The sequence below is a fragment of the Streptomyces violascens genome, assembly GCF_014649955.1.
Classification (GTDB): domain Bacteria; phylum Actinomycetota; class Actinomycetes; order Streptomycetales; family Streptomycetaceae; genus Streptomyces; species Streptomyces violascens.
This window is the reverse complement of the sequence record NZ_BMUA01000041.1, coordinates 12,198-38,147: the sequence shown is the minus strand read 5'-3', so window position 1 is coordinate 38,147 and position 25,950 is coordinate 12,198. Positions and strand designations below refer to the sequence as shown.

At 67.8% G+C, this 25,950-nt stretch carries 26 protein-coding genes and 4 pseudogenes; 13 read left to right on the top strand and 17 right to left on the bottom strand.

Annotated features, from left to right (window positions below):
- Positions 1–397 precede the first annotated feature (397 nt).
- Positions 398–640 (bottom strand): hypothetical protein, encoded by a 243-nt coding sequence (locus IE206_RS39120; RefSeq protein WP_308433982.1) that lies wholly within the window; start codon positions 638–640, stop codon positions 398–400.
- Between the two features lie 460 nt (positions 641–1,100).
- Here IE206_RS39120 and IE206_RS39115 point away from each other — a divergent pair, with 460 nt between their 5' ends.
- Positions 1,101–2,624 (top strand): ISL3 family transposase, encoded by a 1,524-nt coding sequence (locus tag IE206_RS39115; RefSeq protein WP_229853360.1) that lies wholly within the window; start codon positions 1,101–1,103, stop codon positions 2,622–2,624.
- Between the two features lie 18 nt (positions 2,625–2,642).
- Here the strand turns inward: IE206_RS39115 and IE206_RS39110 are convergent, their stop codons facing one another.
- On the bottom strand, positions 2,643–3,002 hold the full coding sequence (locus tag IE206_RS39110; protein ID WP_189970983.1) for a hypothetical protein: 360 nt from the start codon (positions 3,000–3,002) through the stop codon (positions 2,643–2,645).
- A gap of 9 nt (positions 3,003–3,011) precedes the next feature.
- Here IE206_RS39110 and IE206_RS39105 point away from each other — a divergent pair, with 9 nt between their 5' ends.
- Positions 3,012–3,506, top strand: a complete 495-nt coding sequence (locus IE206_RS39105) for a DnaB-like helicase C-terminal domain-containing protein (RefSeq protein ID WP_189970982.1) — start codon at positions 3,012–3,014, stop codon at positions 3,504–3,506.
- Positions 3,507–3,618: 112 nt separating this feature from the next.
- On the opposite strand, the gene IE206_RS39100 is transcribed toward IE206_RS39105, so the two are convergent.
- The 4 genes and pseudogenes from IE206_RS39100 to IE206_RS42940 form a co-directional block, all read right to left on the bottom strand.
- A protein-coding gene (locus tag IE206_RS39100) for an IS5 family transposase (RefSeq protein WP_373301056.1) occupies positions 3,619–4,469 on the bottom strand; the annotation gives its coding sequence in 2 pieces (ribosomal slippage) (positions 3,619–4,124 and positions 4,124–4,469; 852 coding nt in all).
- Between the two features lie 110 nt (positions 4,470–4,579).
- Positions 4,580–4,765, bottom strand: coding sequence for a hypothetical protein (locus IE206_RS39095; RefSeq protein ID WP_189970979.1), 186 nt, complete (start codon positions 4,763–4,765; stop codon positions 4,580–4,582).
- A gap of 17 nt (positions 4,766–4,782) precedes the next feature.
- Positions 4,783–5,250, bottom strand: a complete 468-nt coding sequence (locus tag IE206_RS39090; protein WP_189970977.1) for a hypothetical protein — start codon at positions 5,248–5,250, stop codon at positions 4,783–4,785.
- A gap of 253 nt (positions 5,251–5,503) precedes the next feature.
- A pseudogene (locus IE206_RS42940) lies at positions 5,504–5,626 on the bottom strand (HNH endonuclease); the annotation flags it as partial.
- A gap of 177 nt (positions 5,627–5,803) precedes the next feature.
- Between IE206_RS42940 and IE206_RS39085 the strand changes: the two are divergent.
- Positions 5,804–6,376, top strand: a complete 573-nt coding sequence (locus IE206_RS39085) for a hypothetical protein (protein WP_189970975.1) — start codon at positions 5,804–5,806, stop codon at positions 6,374–6,376.
- Positions 6,294–7,265 (top strand): hypothetical protein, encoded by a 972-nt coding sequence (locus IE206_RS39080; RefSeq protein WP_189970974.1) that lies wholly within the window; start codon positions 6,294–6,296, stop codon positions 7,263–7,265. Before IE206_RS39085 ends, IE206_RS39080 begins: the two co-directional genes overlap by 83 nt.
- A gap of 128 nt (positions 7,266–7,393) precedes the next feature.
- On the opposite strand, the gene IE206_RS39075 is transcribed toward IE206_RS39080, so the two are convergent.
- The gene (locus IE206_RS39075) at positions 7,394–8,239 is read right to left on the bottom strand and encodes a class I SAM-dependent methyltransferase (RefSeq protein WP_189970972.1); all 846 of its coding nucleotides are present in this window, start codon (positions 8,237–8,239) and stop codon (positions 7,394–7,396) included.
- A 141-nt stretch (positions 8,240–8,380) separates the two neighbouring features.
- Here IE206_RS39075 and IE206_RS39070 point away from each other — a divergent pair, with 141 nt between their 5' ends.
- Together IE206_RS39070 and IE206_RS39065 are read left to right on the top strand one after the other, a co-directional pair.
- A complete protein-coding gene (locus IE206_RS39070; protein WP_189970970.1) occupies positions 8,381–9,001 on the top strand; it encodes a TetR/AcrR family transcriptional regulator in 621 nt (206 codons plus the stop codon).
- 30 nt (positions 9,002–9,031) lie between these two features.
- A pseudogene (locus IE206_RS39065) lies at positions 9,032–9,904 on the top strand (IS5 family transposase).
- Between the two features lie 392 nt (positions 9,905–10,296).
- Here IE206_RS39065 and IE206_RS39060 read toward each other — a convergent pair.
- The 3 genes from IE206_RS39060 to IE206_RS39050 form a co-directional block, all read right to left on the bottom strand.
- The gene (locus IE206_RS39060; protein ID WP_229853356.1) at positions 10,297–10,644 is read right to left on the bottom strand and encodes a cupredoxin domain-containing protein; all 348 of its coding nucleotides are present in this window, start codon (positions 10,642–10,644) and stop codon (positions 10,297–10,299) included.
- 196 nt (positions 10,645–10,840) lie between these two features.
- Positions 10,841–11,239 carry a glycine cleavage system protein GcvH gene (gene gcvH / locus IE206_RS39055; RefSeq protein WP_189970968.1) on the bottom strand — a complete coding sequence of 133 codons (399 nt, stop codon included), beginning with the start codon at positions 11,237–11,239 and terminating at the stop codon, positions 10,841–10,843.
- 237 nt (positions 11,240–11,476) lie between these two features.
- Positions 11,477–11,956 carry a hypothetical protein gene (locus IE206_RS39050; RefSeq protein WP_189970965.1) on the bottom strand — a complete coding sequence of 160 codons (480 nt, stop codon included), beginning with the start codon at positions 11,954–11,956 and terminating at the stop codon, positions 11,477–11,479.
- Positions 11,957–12,165: 209 nt separating this feature from the next.
- Here IE206_RS39050 and IE206_RS39045 point away from each other — a divergent pair.
- The 3 genes and pseudogenes from IE206_RS39045 to IE206_RS39035 form a co-directional block, all read left to right on the top strand.
- Positions 12,166–12,653 (top strand): annotated as a pseudogene (locus IE206_RS39045) (IS5 family transposase); the annotation flags it as partial.
- Between the two features lie 62 nt (positions 12,654–12,715).
- The gene (locus IE206_RS39040; protein WP_189970961.1) at positions 12,716–13,567 is read left to right on the top strand and encodes an RCC1 domain-containing protein; all 852 of its coding nucleotides are present in this window, start codon (positions 12,716–12,718) and stop codon (positions 13,565–13,567) included.
- Positions 13,568–13,674: 107 nt separating this feature from the next.
- Positions 13,675–14,946: pseudogene (locus IE206_RS39035) on the top strand (IS701 family transposase); the annotation flags it as partial.
- A gap of 102 nt (positions 14,947–15,048) precedes the next feature.
- On the opposite strand, the gene IE206_RS39030 reads toward IE206_RS39035, so the two are convergent.
- The 4 genes from IE206_RS39030 to rox all read right to left on the bottom strand — a co-directional run bounded on the left by IE206_RS39030 (position 15,049) and on the right by rox (position 19,438).
- Entirely contained in the window at positions 15,049–15,315 is a 267-nt protein-coding gene (locus tag IE206_RS39030; protein WP_189971009.1) for a hypothetical protein, read from the bottom strand.
- Between the two features lie 338 nt (positions 15,316–15,653).
- Entirely contained in the window at positions 15,654–17,099 is a 1,446-nt protein-coding gene (locus tag IE206_RS39025) for an erythromycin esterase family protein (protein ID WP_189970959.1), read from the bottom strand.
- A gap of 235 nt (positions 17,100–17,334) precedes the next feature.
- Positions 17,335–17,982, bottom strand: coding sequence for a CatB-related O-acetyltransferase (locus IE206_RS39020; protein ID WP_189970957.1), 648 nt, complete (start codon positions 17,980–17,982; stop codon positions 17,335–17,337).
- Between the two features lie 28 nt (positions 17,983–18,010).
- A complete protein-coding gene (gene rox / locus IE206_RS39015; RefSeq protein WP_189971003.1) occupies positions 18,011–19,438 on the bottom strand; it encodes a rifampin monooxygenase in 1,428 nt (475 codons plus the stop codon).
- 129 nt (positions 19,439–19,567) lie between these two features.
- Between rox and IE206_RS39010 the strand changes: the two genes are divergently transcribed.
- Positions 19,568–20,461, top strand: coding sequence for a LysR family transcriptional regulator (locus tag IE206_RS39010; RefSeq protein WP_229853354.1), 894 nt, complete (start codon positions 19,568–19,570; stop codon positions 20,459–20,461).
- 506 nt (positions 20,462–20,967) lie between these two features.
- Here the strand turns inward: IE206_RS39010 and IE206_RS39005 are convergent.
- A complete protein-coding gene (locus IE206_RS39005) occupies positions 20,968–23,325 on the bottom strand; it encodes a protein kinase domain-containing protein (protein ID WP_189970955.1) in 2,358 nt (785 codons plus the stop codon).
- 431 nt (positions 23,326–23,756) lie between these two features.
- Here IE206_RS39005 and IE206_RS39000 point away from each other — a divergent pair, with 431 nt between their 5' ends.
- Positions 23,757–23,912 (top strand): hypothetical protein, encoded by a 156-nt coding sequence (locus IE206_RS39000; protein ID WP_189970954.1) that lies wholly within the window; start codon positions 23,757–23,759, stop codon positions 23,910–23,912.
- A 131-nt stretch (positions 23,913–24,043) separates the two neighbouring features.
- Here IE206_RS39000 and IE206_RS38995 read toward each other — a convergent pair whose 3' ends face one another.
- Both IE206_RS38995 and IE206_RS38990 read right to left on the bottom strand, forming a co-directional pair.
- Positions 24,044–24,217: a hypothetical protein gene (locus IE206_RS38995; RefSeq protein WP_189970952.1), complete on the bottom strand. Its 174-nt coding sequence runs from the start codon at positions 24,215–24,217 to the stop codon at positions 24,044–24,046.
- Between the two features lie 30 nt (positions 24,218–24,247).
- Positions 24,248–24,400 carry a hypothetical protein gene (locus tag IE206_RS38990; protein WP_189970949.1) on the bottom strand — a complete coding sequence of 51 codons (153 nt, stop codon included), beginning with the start codon at positions 24,398–24,400 and terminating at the stop codon, positions 24,248–24,250.
- Positions 24,401–25,012: 612 nt separating this feature from the next.
- Between IE206_RS38990 and IE206_RS38985 the strand changes: the two genes are divergently transcribed.
- Both IE206_RS38985 and IE206_RS38980 read left to right on the top strand, forming a co-directional pair.
- The gene (locus IE206_RS38985; RefSeq protein ID WP_189970948.1) at positions 25,013–25,492 is read left to right on the top strand and encodes a hypothetical protein; all 480 of its coding nucleotides are present in this window, start codon (positions 25,013–25,015) and stop codon (positions 25,490–25,492) included.
- 46 nt (positions 25,493–25,538) lie between these two features.
- Positions 25,539–25,841, top strand: coding sequence for a hypothetical protein (locus IE206_RS38980; RefSeq protein WP_189970946.1), 303 nt, complete (start codon positions 25,539–25,541; stop codon positions 25,839–25,841).
- Positions 25,842–25,950: the final 109 nt, after the last annotated feature.

Below are 25,950 nucleotides of genomic sequence, written 5' to 3'. Positions count from 1 at the left end.
GAGCGAGATTTTCGAAATGACGCCCCGCTCACACTGATGACAAACCTTCCACACGAGCCGCGCATCGGATATCCCGTCACGGCCGTAGACGCGAACATCCTGAAAACCAGCAGGCCACATCGCGGCATGCAGCAGAAAGAACCACTCCGTCCTTGGACGGCGAAGAAGCATCCACCGCCAACGAAACTCATCCAGCCCGTCAGGTGTCCTCACCGGAGCCCCCTCCCCAGTCCGCTGCCGACTCCAAGTCTCGCGGGCATTACGGTTGTCCTTCAAACCATAGGAACAGTCACCCCCACGACAGCCGGCCCACCCCGGCACCGGCCGGTGAGCCAGGTCCCGAAGCGCGGTGCCGGGCGCCGGAGACGTCGGAACGGTGACGGGAAGCGTCTCCTGATCAGATGGGATCGGTGAACGAAACCGGCTTGCCGGCGGCGTGGGCATAATCCACTTCCCTGCTCGTGGACTCGCCGATGTACCCGCCAGGGTTGACGACCAGAACCCGGTCTGCCAGGTCGATCCTGCGCAGGTGAAGGGCGCCCAGCGCCTTCTTCTGCTCGGCGGTGATCAACCCGTCTGCTTCGACCGGCGCCGCAACAATGATCCCCTCGAAGGCCAGATCACGGCTCACCGCACGCATCTCTCCCACGAACCGGACAGAGCCGCAGAGGCAGACAATCTCAGGTCGGTCGGGCACAGCTCATCCCCTCGCTCGACGGGACACCACCAACGTGCACGTCGGTACTGCGTTGGCAGGAGGCTAGTGGGCGGCGCTGACGTAAGCGAGGTCGCCGGGCAGCGGGCCCAGCGAGTCCAAGATGCACAGAAACGGCGCACCGAGGTGTCATGGAAATTGCAGCCCTCCCGCGCCGACGGCGGTGTCGCCCTTCTCCATCGGGCCGGTTGGCGGTCTCTACACCAAGGAGATCGGCTACCTCGGTGCGAGGGAGGCGCAGATCGCGATAGGCGAGTGTCAGCGGCCAAGATCTTTTGGCTCTTCGGCACTTTCCGTGAAGCAGACGATCTTGGGGTAGCCCTTCCTGGTGGGGGACCATGCCGCTGAGCTGTTGAAAGTGCTCTTCCCGCATCTGAGCCAGGTGATGATCAATAGCATCGCCCGGATCGGCAGGTCCGTACGGATCACCGCCATATGCACCGCACCAGCCGCCTGTTGCCCGGGGTGTGACACGGTGTCGGCCCGGGTGCACAGCCACTACGGCCGCAGGCTCGCCGACACCGCGGTGGCCGGGCAGGAGACAGCGATCGACCTCGAAGTCCGTCGCTTCTTCTGCGCCAACCCCGACTGCACCAAGAAGACGTTCTCCGAGCAGGTGGACCAACTCACGTTCCGGTACGGACGGCGGACCGTGACGCTTCAACGGGCTTTGGAGCAGGTCGCGTTGGCACTTGGCGGTCAGGCTGGACAGCGGCTCGCCGAACGGCTGGCCGTCCGGGTGAGCGGCCCCACGCTGCTCCGGCTGATCCGCCGCCTGGACATCCCGAAAGTGCCCGAGCTGACCGTGCTCGGCATCGATGAGTTCGCATTCCGTCGCGGCCGGCGCTTCGGCGCCATCCTTATCGACATGGACAGCCATCGTCCCGTCGATGTCCTGCCCGATCACACAGCCGACACCTTCGCCGAGTGGCTCTGCCAGCACCCGCACGTCCGCACGGTTTGCCGTGACCGCGGCGGTGCCTTCGCTGAAGGAGCCGAACGAGGCCAGCCCGGAATCCCGCAGGTGGCGGACAGGTGGCACTTGCTCCATAACCTCGCCACCGGACTGGAGAAGACGGTCACCCGGCACCGTTCCTGCCTCAAAGTTCCTCAACCTGAGCCCGAACCAGTCGACACGCAGCCCGGGTCACCAGGCGAGGAAACGGCCTATGGGCGCAAGATCCGCGAGCGGCACCACGATGTCCAGGCCCTGTTCCAGCGTGGCCTCACCATCGAAGCGATCAGTGCACGGCTCGGTCTCGACCGCAAGACAGTACGCAAATACGCGAAGGCCCCCACTGCTGAGTCGCTGATGCGCGAGCGACCGGGCCGCAGCAGCGCGCTGACCCCGCACAAGCAGTATCTCGCCCGCCGATGGGCCGAGGGCTGCGACAACGCGCAGATCCTGCGCGACGAGATCGCCGCCCGCGGCTACCTGGGCTGCCGCAAGAGCGTCCGACGCTTCCTCAACACCCTTGCCCAGCACAACGGTCCACGCTCCGTGCCTCCGCCACCGCCCGCGGTCGCCGACTTTGTCGGCTGGATCATCGGCCGTCCCGAGAACCAGAGCGACCAGGCCCGCCAAGACCTCAAGGATGTATGCGGCCGCTGCCCGGAGATCGCCGAAGCCTGCCGACTGGCCCGCGGCTTCGCCACCATCCTCCGCCGACGGGACGGTCACCGCCTGGCCGACTGGCTCACCCAGGCCGACGCATCCCGAGTCAAGGAGATCCGCATCTTCGCCAACGGCCTTCGCAAGGACCTCGACGCGGTCACCGCCGGTCTCACCCTGCCCTGGAGCTCCGGAGCCGTCGAAGGCCACGTAAATAGGGCGAAAACCATCAAGCGAGCCATGTATGGCAGGGCCTCGTTCGCACTCCTCCGCATCCGCATCCTCACCCAGCCGTGATCTGGGCATAGCGAAGACTCAGGTGATCAGCCGCCGATCTTGCGGATCGAAGCAGACCAGGCCGGAGGACCGGGCCAGGTCAGCGGCGAACTCGGCGGCCTCCTGGTACTTGCTGAAGACCATGCCGAAATAGAAGAGCAGGCCACTCGCGTTGTTGATCAAGGGGCCGTCCGACCAAGGACTCGCGTCCTCGTCCTCATATTCGTCACCCAGATGAAGCCACCGGGCCACCAGCCCATCGATGTACTGCCTGATACGAGGGGTCGGCGATTGGTCCTCGCCTCTCATGAATCTGTCGTACAGGCCCTCGAAGACCTCAAGCGCCGCTGCATCGTCAGCAGGGCTCGGACCGTCCCATACAGCCAAGTCATAGCTCATGGCGGCATTGTGCTGGTCCCCACTGACAGCCGATGCCACCACGGTCAACAACTGTGCTGGTTCGTCACGGAACTGCGGCCAGAGCCAAAATCGTGGATCCCCATCACCACCCACAGCATTGAGGAAGAACTGCTGCGAATGGTGGAGGACCACGACCGAGCCAACCTCGTCGTGATCGACCGGCTGCAGACAATGCGCCATGGTGAACACGGCGGGCAGCATGTTGCCGAGCCCGACGATGCAGAGGGCTTATCGATCGGGCTGAAGCACCTGGCCATGGATACGCACCTCGGCCAACCTCCCGTGCTGGTCATGGCGCGCCTGGAGCGCCCCCGCAGGGAAGGACAGGATCTGCACCTTGAAGACCTCGGGATCGCAGCCGAAATGGAGATGCACGCGGACACTGTGACCCTCATTGACCGCACGGGCCCGGACGAGGTGAGCGTCCTGGTCTCCAAGGACCGCTCAGGTCCCGCTCCGCGCCGACTCACGGTCAATTGGTAACCACCGCAAGCAACAGAGTGGGAGCGCGGGGGAGGAGGTCGTCGCTGACCAGGACCGTACTGGCCACTTTGTACAGCCTGCGGATGATGACGACTAGGGGCTTTCGTTTGGATCATCTTGCGGACCAGAGGAAGATGCCCGCGATGTGGAGTCCGGCCAGGTAGATGGTCGCGGTCTTCTCGTAGCGGGGGGCGATGCCGCGCCACTGCTTGAGGCGGTTGATGCACCGTTCGACGGTGTTGCGCTGTTTGTAGATCTCCCGGTCGAAGGACGGCGGCCTGCCGCCGCGGCTGCCTCGTCGCAACCGATGGCCGCGTTGGTCCGCCGGAACGGGGATCACCGTTCGAATGTTGCGCCTGCGCAGGTGTTCGCGGATCGCGCGCGATGAACAGGCCTTGTCGGCCAGGATCACGTCCGGCCTGGTGCGGGGTCGTCCGCGTTGGCGGGGAACGCGCAGGCGAGCCATCACCTGGGTGAAAGCGGGTGCGTCGCCAGCCTGGCCGGCGGTGAGATGGAAGGCCAGGGGGCGGCAGTTGCCGTCGGCGGCGAGGTGGATCTTCGTCGTCAGTCCGCCGCGGGACCGGCCGATGGCATGGTCGTCGGGTTCGCCGGCCGGGGCCCTTTTTTGCGGGCCCCGGCCGCATGCTGGTGGGCCCGCACGATCGTGGAGTCCACAGAGACCGCCCAGTTGAGGTCCTCGTCGGCGTCAGTCTGGGCCATCAGCGCGGTGAACACGCGCTCCCATGTGCCGTCGACGGCCCACATCCGCAGCCGGTTGTAGACACCGCGCCAGTTGCCGTACTTCTCGGGCAGGTGCACCCACTGTGTTCCGGTCTGGAACTTGAAGGCGATCGCGTCGATCACCTCGCGGTGATCCCTCCAGCGGCCACCCCGCATCGGCGTCCGATCCGGGAGCAACGGCTCGATCCGCGCCCACTGCGCGTCAGTCAACGGCACACCCAGACCAACGACCCGGTGATCTAAACGAAACGCTCTAGCAGTGCCGCATTCTGGCGGAGGCGACGGAGCCTGGCCGAGCGGGGCCCGGCCGAGGGGCCGGGCCCGGGCGAGGGTTAGCGGCGGGGGCGTCCCGCGAGCCACCAGGCGAGCAGGCCGCCGGGGACGGCGACGGCGGCGAAGGTGAGCAGCGTGGCGCCCAGCTCACTGCTGTCGGAGCGGAGTTGGGTGGTGATGAGCATGGCGAGGAAGAAGACGATGATGGCGGTCAGCATCCCGACGACCGCCGGGCGCGTCTTCATGCCGTTGGCTCCTAGGTTCACTTGATGCACTTCCCTCCGGCGAGCTTGCCCGCGTAGTTGAAGCGGATCTCGACCTTCTTGCACTTGTTCAGGCTGTCGCTGCCGAGGCTGGCTATGTAGGAGTAGACACCGGCAGCGACGGCGCCGCCAATGCCGCCGGTGATGACTCCGATGATGCCCGCGGCGGTGGCCGAGGTCCCGAAGAGGATGGCGCGAGCCTGGCTCTGGCTGAGCGTGATGTACACGTACCAGCCGAAGCTGACCCCGCGCTTCTGGATCCGCCCGTCACCGGCGGGCGGCAGTTCGCCCCAGACAACCTGGACGACGTCGGAGTCCTTGAACGCCTCGACGGCCTCCTCGTAGGTGTAGCCCCACTCAGCCGCATTGACGGCGAACCCCTCACCGCTGCCGCCCGGACCGCCGACGGCAGTGTGCTCGGCGGCGTTGGCCGCAGGCGCCACGGTCGCGATTAGTGCGGCGGCCACGAGGCTGGCACAGGCGGTCTTTAAGGAGCGTGATTCGATGACGGACACAAGTTCCCCTATGGGTCGGTTCAGTGACGGCGCATCAGCACCGTTCACTTGATGATCCATTTACTTGATCTTGACTCTGGAGGGACCAAAGTCCCTCAAAGGCCCCAGCCGGAAGAAACGGCTGGAAAGCATCCGCATCCCGTAGAAAGAACACGCGGCACCGACACGAAGCACGGGCGCACAATGTCGGCCGCACCTATGCCTCTTTTTGCGGGGGCTTCCACTGGTCGGGGGTCTGGTCGCCCTTGGACCAGTTGGAGGCGGCGGAGACGGCGATGAGCTGGGAGTGGGTGAGGTCGTTGGTGAAGGCCTTGCGCTTGGTGTCCCAGGCCTACAGCTCCGTCCTGTACGTGCCCTGCGCCTAGTACGGAAGGCTGGGCAGACTGGGGCGGAGCAGCCCAACTACCCGCCCCAGGCCGCTGGTTCGAGGAGGCGTTCGTGGTATCGGACCGCGACATCGTGTGGCGCCAGTGCGTACGCCTGGGCCGCTCTGTTCGGCGCGACGGTGTTCAGCACCGCGCCATCGGAGGAGCCGAACCTGGAGGTGCCGGCCTATCGGGCCGGCCTCCAGCTGGAGAAGTTCTACGTCCGGCGGGCGGTGGGCGACCAGTGGGGCGGCAAGGACGAGATCTACTGGACGGCGGCGGCGTCCTCGGACAAGCACAAGGCTCCCGTGTACATGTCGCAGGAGTTCGGTGCCGTCAAGGAGGGCGACACTCGCACCTTCTCCGCCGACAACAAGGTTGTCTTCGACGGCCCGGCCGCCGAGCGCCTGGGCCTGGTTGTAGCGGCGTGGGAGGCCGACCAGAGCAACGCGCCCTGGTACGACGCACTGTTCAGGGCACTGCAGCAGATGGTGGACGCCCTGTGGCTCATCGACCTCGGCCTGGGCATCATCCAGCACCCGTCCACTGACCTGTGGTCCCTGGCCTTCGAGATCACCAAGATCTTCATCTTCCTCAAGGAGCAGGTCCGCAATCACGACGACCTCTCCTGTGCGCGGACGATCATCCTCGACCGCCGGGCCCTGGTCACCCTTTCACCAGCGCCAGGAAGACGTCTGGGAGTTCGACGGTGACGGTCACCACGCCCTGACCGTGAAGTACACCGGCGAGCGGCCGGTCTTCCCCACCGGGGCCCTGGAATTCCGCGGCCTCGGCGCCGGCTCCACCTGGAACGCACCGGTGGCTCTCGGATGGAAGAGCGCCTCGCCACCGGCCCTGGCCTCCCACAGAGGCAAGCTGCACGCCATGTACATCCGCCCGGACGATCGAGCGCTGATGTGGAGCATCCTGGAAAACGGCGTCTGGCTCCGCCCCGTCCAGATCCGCGAATTCACCAGCGACCATCAGCCCGCCCTGACCGTCCACGGCAACAATCTGTACATGACCTTCACCGCACTGGACGGCTCACAGAAGGTCACCCGGTACGCCTGGCTGACCGGGCAGTGGAACGAGCCCGTCACGATTCCGTACGTGCACACCAACGACGCCCCGGCCATGGCGAGCGACATCAACAACCGCCTGGTGGCCGGTCACCGGGGCGGGGACGGCAAGGTGCTCTACAAGGCCACCTCCAACTGGGAAGTGTGGCCCAACGGCACTGCCTCGCACGTATCCGACTGGACGGCGGCCGAGGGCTTCCCCATGGCCACGCCCACCGACAGGCCGTGGGTCGCGCGCCGCACGTCCGACAACAAGATCCACATCGGCTACCAGACCTCGTGGGGCGCATGGGCGAGCGTGCCGCTGCCCTCGGGCTGGGAGGGCCGGTCCGCCCCCTCGATCACCACCCACAACAACGAGGTCTGGCTCGCGGTACGCGACAACGACAACCGACTGCGCTGCTACCACGGCAACGCGGACGGCTTCGCTCAGGTGCCACTCACCACCGAGATACCGACCGTGGCCGACATGCCCGTCCTGGTTTCCCACAACGGCACCCTCCACACGATGTACCGCCGCTGAACGCGTCTCCCTAGGGCGTGTTGTGAAAGTGCTGGTCACAGTGACTCGTTGATGACTGTGACCAGCGTTGGTCTCGAAGCGAAGTGACCTGGCTGTTGCGGCTGGGCGAGCCAGTCGGCCGGGCCCGGCTACTTCGGGCGGTTGGCGGTGACCAGCCAGGCAGGGGTGCGCAGCCGCAGTGCACCGTTCTCCTCGTGGATGCCGAGGATGTCTGTGAGTGTCTGGCGGGCGCGGTCTTGGACCTGTTGTTCGACCTGGCTGGTCAGGTGGCGTCCGGGGCCGGAGGTCAGCAGGAAGGCGGCAGCGTCGGCGGCGTTCTGGCCCCACGTCCCGTACGCGTCCATGCGCACGACGTCGATGTGCTCGAATCCGGCGGCGGACAGTATCTCGCCGGTGCGGTCCGGGTCCGCCAGGGCGAACATCCCCGGGCTTCCTGGTGCGCCGAATTCTCCGACGGGCAGGATGTCGCGCAGTGCCGCGACGGCCTGAAGCCACTCGTTGCCCTCGGCTCCGGCCGCGCAGATGAACGCCGTGCGGCCCCCGGGGCGCAAGGCGTGCCGGATGTTGGTGAAGGCGGCAACGGGGTCGGCGAAGAACATCACTCCGAAGCGGCTGATCGCGATGTCGAACGCGCCTGGCTCAAAGGCGTGGGCCTGTGCGTCTCCTTGCTCGAAGGCCACGTTGGGGATGTCTTCGCGCTGCGCGGTCTCGCGTGCGCGCGCCAGCATCGGTGCCGACAGGTCCAGGCCCAGGACCTGGCCGTTTCGGGCCCGGCGTGCGGCCAGTCGGGTTGTGAACCCGGTTCCGCATCCAATGTCCAGGACGCGGTCGCGCTCTTGGATCGCGGCGGCGGCGAGCAGGGGTTCGTTGAAGCCGGCGTTCACGGCGTCCCAGCGGTCCTGGTTTTGGGCCCAGTGGTTGCCCTCGTACCCGTTCCACGCTTGTGCCTGGTCGGTGTTGACGATGTGTTGCATGCGGGGCCTCCTGCTGGATGCGGTGCTTGCTGGAACTAGTATGGGCGCGCGCCCAAACACTATGGGCGTGCGCCCATACTGGCAATCCCTTGTGCGCCGGAGTGGGCCGCAATGCCGTACGACCCGTACCAGGAGAGGCCTATGTCACCGCGTGGAGTAGCAATCCCCGACCTTCGCGAACGGCTCTTCGACGCCGCCGAACGGGTCCTGGCCCGAGAAGGCCCGGCCGCCCTGACCAGCAGAGCGATCACCGGCGAGGCGGCCTGCGCCAAGGGGCTGCTGCACGCGCATTTCGACGGCCTGGACGAGTTCGTCGCCGAGCTGGTCCTGGATCGGTTCGCGCGCACCGCGCGACAGGCCGGTGGGCTCCCTGCGCGAGCAGGTCAGACCACGGTGGCCGACAACCTCCTCACGGTCGCGCTCGCGCTCCTGAACTCTCTGGACCCCGCAGTCATCGGCCTGGCCATGACCCGCCCCGCTGCCTCCCTCCGGATTCGCCAGGCGCTGGAGGCCGGCGCGCCGGGCTTCACCGCGATCCAGGGCGCGATCGCTGCCTATCTGGACGCCGAACAGCGGCTCGGACGCCTCCCGGGCGGCACCGACACCCCCTCGATCGCGCTCGCCCTCGTCGGAACCGTCCACCACCTCCTGATGGCCAGCTGGTCCGACGTGCAGGACCCCCGCGAACAGGCGGAGCGACTAGTCACCGTACTCGTCGGTGCCGGGCCCAGCGGTGCCGCGGCCACTGAGGACCTGCCGTAGAAGTGGATCAAGATCTGCGGTGATCACTCCATGGGGCGGGGAGATCTGACGAATAGCCAGTGGGCCCGGCTTGCCCCGTTGCTGCCGAAGGGAAAGAAGCCGGGCCGTCCGCCTGTATGGACGAGGCGGCAGTTGATAGACGGCATACGGTGGCGGACCCGGACTGGCGCCCCGTGGCGTGATGTGCCGGACCGATATGAGCCGTGGGACCGGGCCTATGACTTGTTCCGGCGCTGGCAGCGGGACGGCACCTGGAAGTGCATCTTTAACCAGCTGCAGGGCCAGGCCGACGCGAAGGACCTGATCACTTGGGGCATCAGCGTCGACTCTCCCGTATGCCGGGCCCACCAGCACGCCCGCCGGGGCGGCGAAAAGGGGGATCTCCAGAAGGAGTCGCCCGGCGGCATCGAGACCGAGCCAGACGACCACGGCCTCGGACGCTCGCGGGGGGCCTGACCACCAAGCTCCACCTCTCGGTCGAGCAGGGACAGAAGCCCATGTCTGTCGTGATCACCGGCGGGCAGCGCGGGGACACACCGCAGTTCGAACCGGTCCTGGAGAACATCCGGGTCCCGCGTATCGGCCCGACGCCCTCGCAAGCGCCCGGACAAAGTCCGCGCGGACAGAGCCTACGGCTCACGGAAGAACCGCGCTTACCTGCGCAGACACAGGATCCGCTGCACGATCCCGGAGAAGCGTGACCAGATCCGCAACCGCAAGAAGCTCGGCTCCCGCGGAGGCCGCCCGCCGAAGTTCGACAAGGCCGACTACCGCGAGCGGCACGCTGTCGAGTGCGGAATCAATCGCCTCAAAAGGCACCGAGCCGTGGCTACTCGTTACGACAAACTCACCGTTCGCCATAAAGCCACCGTCCTCGTCGCAGCCATCAACGAGTGGCTGTGACCAGCACTTTCACAACAGGCCCTAGAGCGTGTCCGGTGGGTCGCGTGGCCGCCATCGTTGGTGCCTCGTCCGATCGCCTGCCCATGAAGATCGGTTCTGAGCGCCCGAGCGGCCGACTCGCTCCGCAGGGTGTCGTGTGACACCTGATCTTGAGTGCATGCTGCAAATGCGCGGAGGGCCCTGTCTTCATGCCGGGCACCGGCTGTCCGCTATCAGCGTGTGACGCCGGGTCCGGTATGCCCGCAGGAACGAGGGTCGAACGGCCCCGTCAACGCACTCAAGGGCTTCGGGGCAGTGGCGACGCGCGCGTATGTCTTCCTGGGCACGGTTACCCTCGGTGCAATCCGGCTACGGCTTCGGTGAAGACCTGCCGGACAGCCCCTGGAGGCTTCTCAGCTCACCACGACGGTGCCCTGCATGGCCGGGTGGACCGTGCAGATGTAGCTGAACGTACCGGCAGAGTTGAAGGTGAAGCTGTAGGTATCGCTCTGGCTGAGCATCGGCGAGTTGAGCGGACCGCCGGAATCGGTGCTGGTGACCGTGTGTGGATCCGAATCTTGATTGGTCCAGGTCACCGTGGTGCCGCGGCTGATGTTCAGCGTCGCGGGCGAGAAGGCGAAGTTGGCGATCGCAACCTGCGCGGTCGCCGCTGGAGCGTGCGGAGTTGCGAACGACGCCGGTGCGGCGGTCAGTACGGCCATGCTCGCCAGCGCCGCCAGGATGGATCCGCGCCTTTTCATTGCACTCCTCCTCGGGCCTGCCCCTGGTGATACAGGGGCTACACAGGGACCACCCTCACCGTCAATACTAAACCTCGCCGTCAATCCTAAGCAGGGGTCGCGTGCGTAATTTACGCAAAAGGATTCGCCGGTGCGCCACGCGCTCCGCGTTTTCGGTGCGGGAACACCTAGGGCATGCCGACCCACCGGACACGCCCTAGTGGGCTGCCGTCTTGAGGAGTTCCGCGTATGCCTCGGCGGTCAGGAGGCTGTCCAGCTCAGAAGCGTCGTCGAACTTGATTTCCAGGGTCCACCCCTTGCCGTACGGCTCGTCGTTGACCTGTTCCGGGCGGTTCTCCAGGTCTGTATTCACTGCGACGACGGAGCCACTGAGGGGCGTGAAGATGTCTGAGAGTGTCTTTACGGACTCGATCGTGCCGTACGCCCGGCCTGCGGTGACCCGTTGTCCCGGTTTGACATCGATGTTCACGAGGGTGATGTCACCGAGTTGCTCCACGGCGTACGAGGTAAGGCCGGTACGGGCCGTGCCGTTGGTGTTCACCTGTATCCAGTCGTGGTCCTTGGTGTACTTCAGCTGAGAAGGGATATCCGACATAGGAGCTCCTGACGTCGTTGGCGTGCCGACCGGTCGCGCCGACGATCACCAGCATGCCCGAGGGCCAGTGCAGCCAGGAGGCAGATCGCTCGAACGAGTGATCCTATTTCGGCCACAGGTGTCCATGCAGCGTTCGCCCGTCGGCGTCAGCCTCAGTGCAGCGGACCGACGCCTGCGCTAGCAGGGGTGAGCATGAACGGGGGCGGCACGTTGCCTTGCCCCAGCATGCGATACGGCCTATCGACGCGCCCGCATGCGAAGTAACGGCTCGATGCGCCCCCGCGCGCCAGTCAACGACGCACCCGGACCAACCGCCGGCTGATCCAAACGAAACGCCCTAGCCCGTACGCGCAGGCGGTGCCGACCTCGGGTCGGCAGTCGTTGGCCGCCGGCCGGCGTAGGAGTCGGGCACTTGGGCTCGGGCTCGTAGGATGCATCGGCTGCGGCTTCCTGGTGGCTGTACTCGGACAGCAGCAGAGCCATCGCCTCCTTGCGGATCTCGGACGCAGTGCTCTGGGAGACGTCGAGCCGTTCCCTGACCGTGGTCAGCGGCACGGCCTCTTGCTCGATCTTGTCTGCCGGCGTGTCCGGTTGTGAGGCCAGCAGCATGCGCGCCACCCGGCGCGCCGAGCGCTGACGCGGGGTGAGCCGCGCATAGCCGTCGGCGGCCTCGGCGCGTGCGGTATCCGCCCTGAGTTGGGCGGTGGCCAGGTCCAAGCGTGCGGCCGTGTGGTCCGCTCGTTCGGCACGGCAGGCGTAGACGCGCGCGACGTCAGCGAAGGCGCGGGCGGCAGCACGGTCACCCTGAGCCCAGGCGGCGTACGCCTGGCGGGCCAAGGCGCGGGCGCCGAGGTTCTGGCCTTCAGTCGATGGTCCACTCGTCGGCGGTCGTCCTCAGGCTCTCTTCCTCTGACGCTTTCCTCTCGAGCCATCTGCGGGCGATGAAAGGTGGTGCGGCCACCGGCCCGTCTCCGGTGGACCGGGGCAAGACCGGCAGCAAGCATCACGTGATCGTCGAGGCTCACGGCATCCCGCTGGCCACCACGCTGACCGGCGGCAATCGCAACGACGTGACCCAGCTGATCCCACTGATCCGCGCTGTCCCGCCGATTCGAGGCAAGCGCGGCCAACCGCGGCGCCGCCCGAAGCACCTCTACGCCGACCGCGGCTACGGCCACGAGAGCTACCGCGATCAGGTCCGACGGTTCGAAATCACCCCGCACGTCGTCCGGCGCGGCACCGAACACGGCTCCGGACTCGACGTACACCGCTGGGTCGTGGAGGGCGCCATCGCACTACTGCACTGGTTCCGCCGCTTCCGCATCCGCTGGGAGATCCGCGACGACATCCACCGGCCTTCATCACACTCGGTTGCGCCGTCATCTGCTGGCGACGACTGAGGGCCCTGCTCTGATTCCAGGCCAACGTAAGGTGGAATCCCGTATCGCGGACTCGCGTCGAGCACAAGGAGGCGGAATGCTCGCCAACTCGTCGGCGCTGGCGGCCGGAAGGCGTCATTCGGTCGGACGGCGCTGGGATGGAACCGTTCTTGCCGTGGGCAATACCGCAGCCGCTGAATGTCGTGTCGAACGATGGGAAGACGTCGTCGCGGTGGCAGCTGGCAACGTCCATGCCGCGAGGAACACGGGCAGGTCTCATACGGTGGGACTCCGGTCGGACGGCACGGTGCTGGCAACGGGGTGGGATGGCGATGGGCAATGTGATGTCGCCGGATGGCGAGGCGTCACGGCCGTGGCCGCAGGCTGGCGCCGCACGCTCGGGCTACTCGCGAATGGCCGGGTGCTGGCAGTTGGCCGGACTTCAGAAGGACAGTGCGATGTGCAGTCCTGGGGCGAGATGGTCGTCCTCTCGTGTGGTGACTGGCACTCGGTCGGCGTCCGGTCGGACGGTTCTGCACTGGCCGCGGGGAACAACCGACGAGGGCAGTGTGCCGTTGAAGGGTGGCGTGACCTGGCCGCCATATCGGCCGGGTATCTCCATACCGTCGGCCTCAGAGCCGACGGACGGGCAGTAGCGACCGGAGAGCGGGCAACCGGGGCGTGTGAGGTCGATGACTGGGAAAACGTCGTGGCACTCGACGCGGGCAGCTATCACACCGTCGGCGTCACAGCGTCCGGACGGGTCCTCGCAGTGGGAGACAACAGCTACGGACAGTGCGAAGTAGGCGATTGGCGCGACATTGTCGCCGTGGCGGCCGGTTCAACGCACACCCTTGGCCTGCGCGCCCACGGCACAGTCGTGACCACAGGGAACAATGCCGACAGACAGTGCGAAGTCGATGCCTGGTCCGGAGTCCGGCTTCCTTAGGCCCGGGCCGCCCCAACACGAACTGACATGCCGTCATTCTGATTCCAGTCCTTAGTAGGACTCCGTTAGGTTTTCCGGCTGGGCGGGTTCGGGAGCATGGTGGGCATGTGGACACGCTTGAAGTAGGCCGCATGCGGGCGAAGTTGGCGTTGTCCGTGGCGGAAGTGTTCGCCTCGGTGCCGCAAGGACCAGCGGGCCAAGAGTGACTGCTATCTGCGGGGACTGATACTGGACGGGCGGCGCAAGTCGGTCCAGGCCATGGCGGCGCGGCTGCCGGACGGCAACGAGAAGAACCTGCAGCAGTTCGTGAACCAGTCCACCTGGGACCCGGCCCCGGTGCGGCGGCGGATCGCCGAGCGGATGACCGCGCGGATCGGCCCCGCGGCGTGGGCAGTTGATGACGCGTCCTTCCCCAAGGGCGGCGCCATGCCGGTCGGTGTGGCGCCGCAGTACTGCGGCGCTCTGGGCAAGCGGGCCAACTGCCAGGTCGCGGTGAGCGTGCATACCGTCACCGCCACCGCCTCGTGCCCGTTGCAGTGACGCCTGTTCCTGCCCCAGGAATGGGCTGGCGATGCCGCACGCCGCAGGCTCTGCAACGTGCCGACGGACATCGGGCACCGCGAGAAGTGGCCGCTCGCCCTGGACATCCTCGACGACCTCACTGCCTGGGGCGTTGCGCCCCGCGTCGTGCTCGCCGACACGGCCTACAGGACCAACGCGGCCTTCCGCAGCGCACTCACCCAGCGCGGCCTGGGCTACGTGCTGTCCGTCCGTTCCGACGTCACCGCCCCTCCTTCGACGCGGTGCCCGAGGCACCCGCTCGCAAAGGCTCCAACGGATGCCGGCCCCAGCCCCGCTACCGCCAGGCACTCCTGAGCATGGCCACGCACGCCACCAACCCAGGGCGCGAGGCGTTCACCGACGTCACCTGACGCCAGGACTCCCGCAGCCCGATGCGCTCCCGTTTCGCTGCCCTGCACGTGCGCCCGGCCGGCAACTCCGTCGTCCGCCCGCTCAGGCCCCGGTCCCCGGCCGAGCAGGGCCGGTGGGACGGCGTCCTGCCCGACCTGTGACTGCTGGCCGAATGGCCCACCGACGCCGAAGAGCCCACCGAGTACTGGTTCTCCGACCTGCCCACCGAGCCCCCACTGGAGGACCTGGTCAGCTGCGCGACACTGCGCTGGCGCATCGAGCACGACAACCGCGAACTCAAACACGGCCTGGGCCTGGACCACTTCGAAGGACGCTCCTGGCCCGGCCGGCACCACCACGTCACCCTCGCCACCGCCGCCCACGCCTCCCTCACCGAGCAGCGGCTCTCCCCAAAAGCCCCCACGCCGGTCTCACCCTCTACCTCGCCCTCGACCTCCTCCAGGACACGCCGAGGTGCTGGACCCGCATCTGCACCACCTGCCACCAACCGCTACCCCGCTCCTACCAGCAGAGAGCGACAAGATCGCCTGAGACCTAACGGAGTCCTATTAGCCGAGGCTGTCGATGGTTATACGGGCGAGCAGCTGGTGGGTCTGCTGGGTTCGACGGTGTCCGGGAGGCAGATACTTTTCGCAGTCCGCCAGTACCTGGCGGGCCTCTGCTTCGGCCTCTGCGCGGTGGCCCAGGCCGTGCAGAGCGGTGGCGGCGCCGAGCCCGATGGCGTCGGCGCCGCCCTGGCCATAGGCGGGGGCAGACTTGCGGGCCTCGGTGAGTGCTTCTTCATGGCGACCCTGGCCGTTGAGGCTGTGGACCAAGCCGCAGCCCAGGGCCGCTGGGCGGTTCGGTCAACTCGGCCAACAGACCGTCCAGTTCGGACGCGGTCTGCGCGGCCCTGTGCGAGGACGGCACGCGCGGCGAGCATCGAGACAGTTGCGTTCGTCAGGTCACCCCGTCCAGGTGCGCGACCTGCTGCCTGTTGGAAGGTGCGCGCCTGTTCTTCGGCCTCCTCGGCACGGCCCGCACGCAGGAGTTCGCTGATGGCTCGCAACACCAGTGCCGAGGCCTGGGGGATCCCGACGATGGCCGGTACGGGCTTTTGCGGGTCAGGAGGGTTCGTATGGACTTCACAGACCGGGAGACTACGGCGAGCAGCTCATCGCTGATCGCAGGGGTGGGTTGCGCCCCCATCCCCGTCCCTGACGGCCCTGCTACCTGGTTCACCGGCTGGGAGACGCTGGCTGTCCTTGTGGCGCTGGTCGTCATGGCGGCGATCTTCAGTTAGTGGCTGTTTGCGCAGCCCTGACAGGCCCTTGAGGTTGTCGGCCACGGTGGAGGTCGGGGTGTGGAGGATGGCGTCGAACGCCTCCAGGATCGGGGTGTGCAGGTAGGCGCTCTGTATGCGGATGCGGTCGGGGCCCGGGGCGTGGCCGGCGTTGTCATGGGCGTCCGAGTGTGCCTGGCGGAGGTCGGCGATGCTGAGGCCGAGTTCGGCGTCGGCGAAGGCGGCCTCGATGCTTCCCGGCTCGGGCGGTTCCAGTGCGGTGGCGTCGACGGTGAAGCCGAAGGGTGTGTTCTCGTCGCGGGGCATTTCGGCTGTGTGTCCGGTGGTGCTGGTCAGGCCGAGGGCGAAGTAGTCGTCGCCGAGCGTACGGTGCAGGTGTTGTCCCATGGGGAGCCCGGTGAGGTGGCCGCTGAAGGAGATGGGCGTTTTCTGGATGTGGGCGTTGTGGGCGGCCAGCACGATGCGTGTCCCGGGTTCGAAGTGCTCCAGGTGCCACAGGACCGACCCGGCCATGTAGACGTCCCGGGACGAGGTGTCGGCGGCCAGCCCCTTTCCGGCGAAGAGGTCGGCCATGGCGCGGAAGCTGTAGTCGGCGTGGCAGGCGCCTTCGAGGCAGCGCAGGGCAACGTCGTAGCTCCGCTGGTCGCCGCGGGAGACGTACAGCGGCTCGACGGAGCGGAACCGGATGACCAGGCGCGCCAGGACCGCGCTGAGCGTGTCCTGTTCGGCGGTGGCCAGGCGTGCCCACGCGGGCGCGGCGACGGCTCCGGAGCCACCAGCGAACGTTTCGGCGATCCGTATCGCCGTCTGGACCATCGACAGGGTTTCGGAGTCGATCTGGCGCAGGTAGTCGGCGACCGGGGCCAGGGCAGGAAGCAAGGAGCCGCCGGCCGCCGGGATGTCGATGCCGGCGAAGCGCACCGGGGATGAGGCTGTGCCGTTGTGCCGGCGCATCCAGCGCAGCGGCGCGTCGACTCCCACGGGGATCGCTGCGGCGAGGTGGGCCGACAAGTCGTCGTCCGTACCCTCTCCTTGGGCCCAGGCGTCGAGGGGAATGCCTTCGCTGAAGCCGTACTCGAAGGCCAGGACGGTGAAGCCGCAGCGTTCGGCCAGGAAGCGGAGGATGCGCTCGCGCATGAGGGCGAACTCGTCGATGAAGTGGGAGTTTTCGCCGATCGCGACGACACGGGCGTCGCCGATGACAGCGCGGAGCGGCTCAAGGTCATCGAGCGGCGCCTCAGGGTCGAGGTGGGTGAGGGGGACGGCGTGGGCGCGTAGCCAGTCGGCGAACGGGTTGTGGTGGGGCGAAGCAGGCATGCTGACGACTCGATTCCGAAGTGCTGTACATCTGAGTCTGAAAGGGGAGCGGGAGTAGGGCGGTTGGAACGGGAGCCGGATGGCGGTCGGTGCTCCCGGGATCCGTGCGGATGCCGCGTTGCGGTGAGGGGTCGGGGAGCCACTTGCGCTGCTCAGGTCATCACCCATGCCTGAAAGCCACCGCGCATCGGCAGCAGTCGCGAGCCTGGGTCCGGCTCTCAGGAACGTGAGTGGTTCACCGGAGCGGGGGCGCCGCGTTCTCCAGGTCGTCGATGCTGCCGGACATGATCGTGCGGAGGTGTTCGGTGATGTGCTGGAGCGGCCAGTCCCACCAGGCAACCGCCAGGAGGCGGTTGATGTCGGTGTCGCTGTAGCGGCGGCGGATGAGGCGGGCCGGGTTACCGCCGACGATGCCGTAGTCGGGAACGTCGTCGACGACGACGGATCCGGAAGCGATGATCGCCCCGTGGCCGATGCGGACGCCGGGCATCACCATGGACCGGTAGCCGAACCAGACGTCGTGGCCCACCACCGTGTCGCCGCGTCCGGTCAGGCCGGTGATCAGGTCGAAATGCTCGGACCAGGAACCGCCCATGATCGGGAAGGGGAACGTCGAGGGGCCGTCCATGCGGTGGTTGGCGCCGTTCATGATGAACCGCACGCCCTCACCCAGCGCGCAGAACTTCCCGATCACCAGTCTTTCCGGCCCGTAGTGATACAGCACGTTGCGGGTCTCGAATGCGGTCGGGTCATCGGGGTCGTCGTAGTAGGAGAACTCTCCGACCTCGATCAGCGGCGAGGTGACCAGCGGCTTCAGCAGCACCACCCGCGGCTGCTCGGGCATCGGATGCACCACGGTCGGGTCGGCGGGAACAGATGGCATCACGCGTCGTTTCCTTTCTGACGAGGTTTCAGGCGGCGGCAGTGCCGAACCACTTGAGCAGGTGGCTGAGCAGGTCCTTTTGGTCCTCGCCGACCCATGCCACGTGGCCGTCCGGTCGCAGCAGCACAGCGGGGGCGTCCAGCTCCTCACTGACGTCGACGACGTGGTCGACGCGGTCCGCCCAACCCTCCACTGTGAGTCGGCCGGTCCGGTCGATCAGCAGTCCGCGGGCGCCGTGCATCAGCTCGTACAGGCGGCCCTGCTTCAGGAGCACGTCCCGCATCCGGCGGCCGAGCAGGTCGTGGCTCTCGCCGAGGTCGTAGCGGACATCGACGGCGGTGATCATCCCAGTGACGTACCGGTTCACCTCCTCGAAGTCCATCAGCGTCGAGAACAGTTCGCGCAGCGCGGCCGCGCCCGGGTCGGTCCCCAGGAGGGTGATCTGCGCGCGGGTGTTCTCCAGTACCCGGGCGCCCACGGGGTGCCGTTCGGCGTGATAGGTGTCCAGCAGCCCCTCCGGTGCCCAGCCGCCCACCTCGGCGGCCAGTTTCCACCCGAGGTTGAACGCGTCCTGGATGCCGAGGTTGAGCCCCTGCCCGCCGGTCGGCGGGTGGATGTGCGCCGCATCACCGGCAAGCAACACCCGGCCGACCCGGTAGCGCTCGGCCTGCCGGGTCGCGTCACCGAACCGGGACAGCCAGCGCGGCGAATGCGCGCCGAAGTCGGTGCCCGCGACGGCCCGCAGCTGCTGCCTGAACTCCTCAAGGGTCGGGGCGGTCGCACGGTCTTCGGCCACCCCGTCGGCGGGTGCGACGACGCGGTACGTCCCGTCCCCGTTGGGGGTGGCGCCGAACCGCAGTTGGGTCTTGCGGGCCTCCGCGACGGTCGCGGCAACCGTCGCCGGATCCTGTGACAGCTCCATCTCGCCCAACAGCGTCTCGACCCGGGCGGGCTCGCCGGGGAAGCCGACGCCGAGGAGTTTGCGCACCGTGCTACGGCCGCCGTCGCAGCCCACGAGATAGCGCGAGCGCAGGTGTGTGCCGTCCGCCAGCTCGACGCTCACCCCGTCCTCGTCCTGGCTCACCCCAGTCACTTCGCAGCCGCGCCGGATCTCGGCGCCGAGTTCGACGGCGCGCTCGTTCAGCAGCCGCTCGGTGACGGGCTGCGGGGTGGCGAGGCCGTACGGGTGAGCCGTGTCCAGCCGGTCCGGCCACGATTTGGCGATGCCGCCGAAGAGACCGCCGACGCTGAACTTCTCGCTCACCGCGAGGAACCGGTCCAGCAGGCCCCGCTGATCCATCATCTCGACGCTGCGCGCGTGCAGGCCCTGTCCACGGGACTGCTCGGTCGGCTCTGTCAACTTTTCCAGCACGACCATGTGCACACCGTGCAGTCGCAGCTCGCAGGCCAGCATCAAGCCGGTCGGTCCGCCGCCGACCACAATCACGTCCATCACGAAATCCCCCATGCACATCGATCCCCTCCGAAGCAGGGGCTGGTGATCATCTTGCTGGGCGGACGCCGGGGCCGGCAACGAGGAGTCCGGCAACACAGCGTTAAGCGATAGGTTTACGTTCGAGGGGGGATGGTGGAGCTCAGAGACATCGAGATCTTCTTGGCACTCGCCAGGGAACTGCACTTCGGCCGGACGGCCGAGCGGCTGCACATCACAACGGCCCGGGTCAGCCAGTCGATCCGCAAGGCCGAGCGCCGGGTCGGCGGCCCGCTGTTCGAGCGCAACAGCCGCACCGTACGGCTCACGGCGTTGGGCGAGCAGCTCCAGCAGGACCTGTCAGCCGGCTACCGGCAGATCTCCGACGGCATCGCGAAGGCACGCGCCAGGACGGGCGCTGTGTCGGGGACACTGACCCTGGGGACGATGGGGCCGATGGCACACACCATCAAGCCCGTCCTCGACCTCTTCGAATCCACTCACCCGGACGTGACCCTGCGCCACCGGGAAGTCCAACCACCCGCACCGCTGGACCTGTTGCGTTCGGGCGACGCCGACGTGGCACTGGTGTACCTCCCCGTCAGCGAGCCGGACCTGACCGTCGGCCCCGTCGTTCACGTCTCCGACGTCCTCCTGATGGTGTCCACCAGCCACCCCTATGCCGAACGCGAGTCGATCTGCGTGGAGGACCTCGGCGACCACTGCGCGTTCCTGCCCGGACGGCTCCCCGCTTCCATGGAAGCCGCGTTCCAACCGTTCCACACTCCTTCCGGCCGCCCGATCGCCCGCAGCGCACGGCTGCCCTCCACCTGGCACGAGGTGCTCGGCCTCGTCACCGCCGGACATGGCGTCCTCGGCGCGGCACGCGATGCCGCTCTCTACTACTCCTGGCCCGGCCTCACCTTCGTTCCCGTCCGAGACATGCCACCGGTACGTTGGGCGCTGGTGTGGCGGACCGCCGACGAGAGCCCACTCATCCGCGCCCTCGGCCACGCGGCCCGCGAGGTCTCATCGGAGACGCCTTGAGTCCAGCTCACATTCCGCTCCCAGCAGGTCTTCCCTTCCCGCCCTTGCCGACTTCACCGCCAGGGGTATGTCCGTGCGGACCAGGAGCATCTCCGTGCGGAACTGACCGGGCCAGAGAGGCTCGTGTGGCCGACGGGGCAGCTCCTGTCCTGCGCCGAGCCGGGCTACGAAGACGCAGTTGGTCCGATGCCCGGGCCCCGGGGCGCGGCGTTCCGTCACGCCGGCTTAGGGCTTGCAGAAGAACAACACGCTGATGTCCGGTTCGGGTTCACCGTCGTGCGGTATGTGGCTCGCTGAGCTGCAGGTTCCGCCTGACTTCAGGAATGGGCGCGACGCTCTACGACAGCGGCCGACGCCACATCTTTCCTGGTCAGCGAGGCCTACCACAACAATCAGCCCCAGAACCGAAACCAGCGTGTTGTTCTTCTGCAAGCCCTTAGCTCCTCACCAGGCCGACCGCGGCCTGTACCTCCTCCTCTTGCTGGGCCACGTCATCCCTGCGCACCTCATGTTCTTCGGGGAGATCGTGGGTGCGTCTTCGGGGTGAGGCGGGCATACAGGTGCACGGCGCCTTCGATGTCGCCGGTGGCGAGCATTGACCCGTCGCGGGAGAACGTGAGGCTGAAGATTGAGTCGCCGCCGTCGAGTGGTCCGTCCATGGTGTTGCCGGTGGCCGGGTGCCACAGGTGCACCTGGCCGTCGCCGCCAGCGGCGGCCAGCACGGCCCCGTCGGGGGAGAAGGCCACCGCGTTGAAGGGGAATCGGCTCGTCAAGGGCTGCCCGATGGGGAGCCGTGAGGCCGTGTCCCACAGCTGCACCCTGCCAGGGCCGGCAGCGGCCAGCATGGACCCGTCCGGCGAGAACGCCACCTCGTTGAAACCGCCAGGCGGGCGTTTCGGGGTGCCCCAGCCATGACGCCGCAGCCATCCGCCCGGACGCGCTGGCGGTGCCCCGGCATCGACGAAGGGTTCGCCGATCGGTCTACCGGTGGCGGGGTCCCACAGTTGCACCGCCTTGCCGCTTGCCACGGTGGCCAGTGCGGATCCGTCGGGAGAGAACACGGCCGAGGTCACGCGGTCGCCGTCCACGCCGATGTCGCCGACCTGTTGCCTGTTGACCGGGTCCCACAGCGATACCGTGCCACGCGAGTCGCCGACCGCGAGCAGGGACCCGTCCGGGGAGAACACCACCGTGAAAGCGATGGCTTCACAGACGAGTTCGCCCACCAGCTGCCTGGTGTACGGATCCCACAGCATCACCGTGTCCTCTTCATCGCCACCGGTGACGGCCAGCAGCGACCCGTCCGGGGAGAACACCGCGTCCGAGCAGGCATCGGTGCTGCGGGTGTCGAGGGGCTGGCCGGACGGGCGGCGCGTGAGCGGATTCCACAGCCACAGCGACCCGTCGTCCGCGGCGCTGGAAGCCAGCAGAGACCCGTCCGGGGAGAACGCCAGTGCCGAGACGGGGCTGTCGCCGCCGATCATCGGACTGCCGACCCGTGCGTAGCCGACCGGCGGCCCGACTGCTGTCGGACGGGTGACCGCCTCCGGTTCCGGAGCGAAGGCCGCGGAGTCCGGGACGGTCGGCACGGTGACCTGACCCCGATCGTGACCGCGTCGGAAACCAGGCTTTGGTGTGGGCGTGGCACCTGGCGTCACGACGACCATGCCGGGCTCCACCCGCCTGTTCTCAATGCCGCGAAGCAGCAAGCCGCATTGGCCGTCACCGGCTTGGGCCACCTCGAGTCGCCTGCGGTACATCTCGATACCGGTGACCGTGGCCTTGATCGACTTCTCCGTCGTGCCGACCAGTTCGACCTCGTCGTTGACCTTGATGACACCAGACTCGATGTGGCCGCCGACGACCACAATGCCTTGGCTGGGGATCGGGGCGACCAGCTCAACCCGCATCCGGAACGCTGTCGTGGCCTCCGGTGGGGTGGCGGGTGGGGTGGGCACTGCTGCCGGGCGCGCGGGCTCGGAGGCGCGGTCGAGTTCTCGCAGTGCCTGGGAGAGTTCAGCGGCGTTCGGATACCGCTGGGCCGGGTCCTTGTGCAGCAGCCTCAGAACGATGTCGTCCCACCTGGAGGGGACGGCAGCGGAGACCGTGCTGGGGGCGGGGGGTTCCTGGGTGAGGTGGGCCGTGAGGTAGCCGACGGTGTCGGGGGCCTGGAACGGTAGCCGGCCTGTGATCAGTTCGAAGAGGAGGCAGCCGAGCGCGTACAGGTCGCTGCGCGGTTCCGGGAAACCGCGTGCTTGTTCGGGGGCCATGTAGGGGGGCGTGCCCACGATGAATCCGGTCTGGGTGAGCCGGTCCCCGGTCGCGTAGGGGTCGGCCGCCCGCGCGATGCCGAAGTCGAGGACCTTCACGTGGCCGGACGGGGTGATGAGGATGTTGGACGGCTTGATGTCCCGGTGCATGATTCCGGCGGTGTGCGCCTCCGCCAGAGCGTCACCTATCTGTGCGCCCCACCGGGCCGCGTCCGGCAGAGCGACGGCACCTCGGCGCAGTGTTGCGTCCAGGCCCTCGCCTCGGACCAGTTCCATCACGAGGAACGGGACACGTTCGTTGTACGCGCCCGTCTCTCCGAGATCGTGGATGGTGATGATGCTGGGGTGCTGCAGTTGGGCGGTGATCCGGGCCTCGCGCAGGAATCTGGCGCGTGCGTCACCCCCGAGGCTTCCGCGACCGGCGAGTAAGGAGATCACCTTGACCGCGACAAGCCGCCCCAGCGTCTCGTCTTGCGCCTCCCAGACCTGCCCCATCCCACCCTCACCGAGCTGCCGCCCCAACCGGTAACGACCCCCGAGAAGTTGGTCTCGCACCGCTACGCCCCCCCGTCTCGACCATTTCTGCCCTGACATCGACCTGCCGTGGGTCAGGAATCAAGGTCATTATGAGTCTCCAGACCGCGCGGCGGAGGCTGTCCCGGCAAGGTAGTGGTGAAGCGAGATCGTGGGGATACCGGTCCTCGCCGCGATCTGTACGAGGCTGTTGCCCAGCTGCTTAAGGAGCCTGACTACCCGATCTTGGCGACGGGGCAGCTGACGCCGCGGCCCGGCAGCCTCGGCGGCTAGGCTGGCATGGACGGCGCGTTCGGCCGCCCGCCGACCCGCTGGACGGCGAATGGCTGCCGGCCGACCACCCGTGGGCCGAGGCGGAACGCGCCCGGCGCCGGGAGGACGCCCGGCAGGCCGCCGCGGAACGCGCCGAAGGCCCCGGCTCCCTGAGCACACTGCTGGCCCTGCAGAGCGAGGTGGAGTCGGCCGAACCCGACCAGGCCTACGTACGGAGCATGCGCCGCGCACTCGAGGCCGTCCGGCAGATCGACGACATCATGTACGTCTACCCGCCCGGCCCCATCGGCCCGATGGGCTCCCTGTGGCCGCCGCCCGGCACCCCCGGCCAGATCGCCGGCTTCGAAGCCGGCGGATGGAACGGAGACGACTGAAAACCCAACCCCGCCCATACCCGCCCGCACCTGGCGGACCCCCACGATTCCCAGGCAACCGCGCACCGCGGCGCTCCCTACGGTTGCCGCATGTCGAACGAGTACCCGCCCCCGCCGCCGTCCCCCACGCCCTACCTCCCGCCGTTCCCGCCGGCCCCCGAACCGCCGATGGCCATGCCGGCCACGGTCTGGGCGGCCCGCATCACCATCATCGCGATGACGGGACTCACGGCTGTGATGTCGGTCCTGGTCGGCATCGCAGAGGGCCCGAAGGCCTCCGGGGCGACCTTCGGCCAGAACATCATGGGCCTCGTCCTGCTCGTCCTCGCTGTCCGCTACCGCACTGCGGGAAACGGCATCCGTATCGCATCGATCGTCCTGGCGAGCATCCAGATCGTCCCCGACCTCGGCGGCACCGCCCGGGCATCCAGGGCGGCATCCTCGCCCTGCTCGGCGCGATCGTCCTCGTCGCGCTGCTCAGCCAGCACGCCGCAGCTGTCTGGTTCAAGCGCCCCCGGAACCCGAACCCGCCCCACGGCCAGGGCCCCGTACCTCAATGTCCAGGAGCTGATCGCGCACGTCGAGCCACCGCTCCACGTCCCTTGGTCGCGGAAGGAGTACAGGCGCACCCCGCCCGCTGCTCCGTGGCGGAGCGGGCGGGAGAGCGGCGTTCAGCGCCTCGGAGGGAATGGGGAGAGTCCTGCGGAGCGAGCCAGGAAGCCGGCCGCCGGGCAAGCCCCGAATCTCGGCTGCTGTTCAACACCGGTGCGGCAGGGGGGGCGCAGGTGGTTGTGAAGGCGCGGCCGCAGGGCCCCGCCTGTGGCGAGGCCCTGCGATCGGTGCCCTTGGGGGGAAGGCGGGCTGTTCAACGAGTCGGTGCCGGATCGGTTCGCCACGACCCCGCATGGCGATGGCGCGAGATGCGAGCCGGGTGAGCGTTGCTGGGGTGAATGCTGGCGGTAGCACCCTGTGCTGAGCCTCTAGGTGGGGGAAAGTACGCCGGGGCGGACTTTCGGTGTGTGAGCGGGGTAGTGATGCCGGACAGGCGGGCGCGTGGGCCGCAGCCGCATTGGCGGCCGCGGCGGGAGACGGTGCGGGTGTTGACGGCGGTCGATGCCGTCCTCGACCGCTACTGCGACCACCTTCCTGTCTCGCTTCGGCAGCTGTTCTACGTACTCCCGAGCGATGGCGTGCTGGCGAAGACGGAGCGTGATTACAGGCGGATGTGTGAGTACGTCGGCATGGCCCGCCGCTCCGGCTGGGTCTCGTGGGACGTGATCCGGGATGACACACAGATCGCCGTGGATGCCCCGACGTCCTTCGCCGGCCTCGAGGATTTCTGGGCGGCCGTAGAGTCGGCGGCCGATGACTACTGTGTCGACCGCCAGGCCGGCCAGCTCGTGCGGTTGGAGCTGTGGTGCGAGACGGCGGGGATGGTCCCTCAACTTGCCAAGCTGGACGGCGAGTTCGGCATCGCCTGTTTCTCAGGAGGAGGGTTCGACGCTCTGACGGGCAAGCATGATGCGGCCGTCCGGGCCGCCGCGGGGGGCCGGAAAAACCGTTGTTCTCCATCTGGGTGACCATGACCCGAGTGGTGAGCATCTGTTCAGCTCGCTGGCCGAGGACGTGTCCGCGTTCGCGGCGGCTGCAGGTGCGGTGGTGGAGTTCGAGCGGGTCGCGGTCACCGCGCACCAGGTCGCGCTCTACGGCCTGCCGACCGCGCCGCTGAAGGCCAGTGACCGGCGCTCGTTCGCCGACACGGCCACGACGCAGGCCGAGGCGCTGTCACCGGACGTTCTGGCCACGATCGTGCGCGAGGCCATCGAGGACCGCCGCGACCCCGGGGCCCACGAGCAGGCTCTGGCCCGCGAGGAATCCGAACGCCACGCGATCCGAGACCGGCTGCGCGGACTGGCCGGGAGCCAGTGAGAGGGCTCACGGACCGCACCTCGAAACGCACCCTGGATCGCACACTTCTTGGTGGTCCGGGGCGAAGCGTTCCGTTACTGGCGGGGTTGCCAGCCACCCGCCCCGGACC

Bases quoted from the DNA above. Each gene is read 5' to 3' on its own strand.
- IE206_RS39120 (WP_308433982.1), bottom strand. From the start codon at position 640: ATGCGTGCGGTGAGCCGTGATCTGGCCTTCGAGGGGATCATTGTTGCG.
- IE206_RS39115 (WP_229853360.1), top strand. From the start codon at position 1,101: ATGATCAATAGCATCGCCCGGATCGGCAGGTCCGTACGGATCACCGCC.
- IE206_RS39110 (WP_189970983.1), bottom strand. From the start codon at position 3,002: ATGAGCTATGACTTGGCTGTATGGGACGGTCCGAGCCCTGCTGACGAT.
- IE206_RS39095 (WP_189970979.1), bottom strand. From the start codon at position 4,765: ATGAAGACGCGCCCGGCGGTCGTCGGGATGCTGACCGCCATCATCGTC.
- IE206_RS39075 (WP_189970972.1), bottom strand. From the start codon at position 8,239: ATGCAACACATCGTCAACACCGACCAGGCACAAGCGTGGAACGGGTAC.
- IE206_RS39070 (WP_189970970.1), top strand. From the start codon at position 8,381: ATGTCACCGCGTGGAGTAGCAATCCCCGACCTTCGCGAACGGCTCTTC.
- IE206_RS39060 (WP_229853356.1), bottom strand. From the start codon at position 10,644: ATGAAAAGGCGCGGATCCATCCTGGCGGCGCTGGCGAGCATGGCCGTA.
- gcvH (WP_189970968.1), bottom strand. From the start codon at position 11,239: ATGTCGGATATCCCTTCTCAGCTGAAGTACACCAAGGACCACGACTGG.
- IE206_RS39040 (WP_189970961.1), top strand. From the start codon at position 12,716: ATGCTCGCCAACTCGTCGGCGCTGGCGGCCGGAAGGCGTCATTCGGTC.
- IE206_RS39025 (WP_189970959.1), bottom strand. From the start codon at position 17,099: ATGCCTGCTTCGCCCCACCACAACCCGTTCGCCGACTGGCTACGCGCC.
- IE206_RS39020 (WP_189970957.1), bottom strand. From the start codon at position 17,982: ATGCCATCTGTTCCCGCCGACCCGACCGTGGTGCATCCGATGCCCGAG.
- IE206_RS39010 (WP_229853354.1), top strand. From the start codon at position 19,568: ATGGTGGAGCTCAGAGACATCGAGATCTTCTTGGCACTCGCCAGGGAA.
- IE206_RS39005 (WP_189970955.1), bottom strand. From the start codon at position 23,325: ATGTCAGGGCAGAAATGGTCGAGACGGGGGGGCGTAGCGGTGCGAGAC.
- IE206_RS39000 (WP_189970954.1), top strand. From the start codon at position 23,757: ATGCGCCGCGCACTCGAGGCCGTCCGGCAGATCGACGACATCATGTAC.
- IE206_RS38995 (WP_189970952.1), bottom strand. From the start codon at position 24,217: ATGATGTTCTGGCCGAAGGTCGCCCCGGAGGCCTTCGGGCCCTCTGCG.